Source organism: Paraburkholderia sp. BR14374 (genome assembly GCF_040948685.1).
Lineage (GTDB): Bacteria > Pseudomonadota > Gammaproteobacteria > Burkholderiales > Burkholderiaceae > Paraburkholderia > Paraburkholderia youngii.
Genome location: NZ_JBFPKF010000098.1, coordinates 1 through 1,431, shown reverse-complemented (window position 1 = coordinate 1,431; position 1,431 = coordinate 1). Strand labels below are relative to the sequence as shown.

The window sequence follows — 1,431 nt, the reverse complement described above, 5'->3', positions numbered from 1 at the left end:
GAGCTAAAGTCGGAAGTGGTGTACGGGGGATCTGGGGCGGGGAATTGAAGGCGGTGGAGGTTTCAGCTGAGAATCTGATTGTCGAAGTCGGAAACCAGCAAACAACAAACCATCCACCATGAGCAAGGATACGGAAAAAGCAGTCGTCGGTCTATCGGGCGCCGGCCTCGGGCTGGACGAATTGGTCCGCCAAGGAGCGCGGCAGGTGATTCAACAAGCGATTGAAGCGGAGTTGGCTGAGTTGATGGAGCGCTTCGCGAACGTCAAGACATTGCACGGGCAACGCGCCGTAGTACGCAACGGCTACTTGCCAGAACGCGAGGTGTTGACGGCCGCCGGCCCGATTGCGGTGAAGGTGCCAAAGGTACGCGATCGATCCGGATCGGGCGTGAAGTTCAATTCAACGATTGTGCCGCCGTACGTAAGGAAGTCGCCACGTGTAAGCGCAGCGCTGCCGTGGCTGTATCTGAAGGGCATCTCGACTGGCGACATGGGCGAAGCCCTGAGCGTGTTGCTTGGCGATGACGCCAAGGGCTTGTCGGCCAACGTGGTGAGCCGGCTGAAGGCGCAATGGGCCGACGAGCACGTGGCCTGGAGCCGGCGTAATCTGTCGGAGTCGCACCACGTCTACTGGTGGGTCGACGGCATTCACACGGGGCTGCGCAGCGAGAACTCCGACGGCCAATGCTTGCTCGTGATCATCGGCGTGAAGCCGGACGGAAGCAAAGAGCGCGTGGCGATCGGCGACGGATATCGGGAGACGAAAGCATCGTGGCTGGAGCTGTTGCTTGACCTGAAAAAGCGTGGCCTGCAGGCTGGCCCGCGACTGGCGGTAGGCGACGGCGCTATGGGCTTCTGGGCGGCGCTGGAAGAGGTATTTCCGGCCACGCGTGGTCAGCGCTGTTGGTTTCACAAGATGGGCAACGTACTGAACGCGCTGCCCAAATCGCAACAAGCGCGTGCGAAGGCCGACATGCAATCGATCTGGATGGCCGCGACCCGCACCGACGCGTACGCTGCGTTCGATCGTTTCCTATCGATCTATGCGGCGAAATATCCGAAGGCGACCGAGACGTTGAAGAAGGACCGAGACAGCTTGCTGGCCTTCTACGAGTTCCCCGCCGAACATTGGCAGCACCTGCGCACGACCAACGCGATTGAATCGACGTTCGCGACGGTGCGTCACCGTACGACACGCACGCGTAACTGCGTGTCGCGGCCGACCTTCCTCGGCCTGGCATTCAAGCTGATTGAGGAAGCTGAGAAAACTTGGCGCCGTATCAACGGCCCGGAAAAGATCAAGCTGTTGCTCGAGGGCATTGCCTTCAAGGACGGCGAACCGGTGCAGGACGATCGGCCGGTTCAGCAGAAACTCGCCGCTTGATATCGACAGTCACGGTGCTGCCCATACACCACTCTTGACGTTAGCTC

At 60.3% G+C, this 1,431-nt stretch carries 1 protein-coding gene; it reads left to right on the top strand.

Annotated elements, in window-relative coordinates; genetic code table 11:
* Window positions 1-118: 118 nt before the first annotated feature.
* Window positions 119-1,384 (top strand): IS256 family transposase, encoded by a 1,266-nt coding sequence (locus AB3X86_RS38140; protein WP_368599887.1) that lies wholly within the window; start codon window positions 119-121, stop codon window positions 1,382-1,384.
* Window positions 1,385-1,431: the final 47 nt, after the last annotated feature.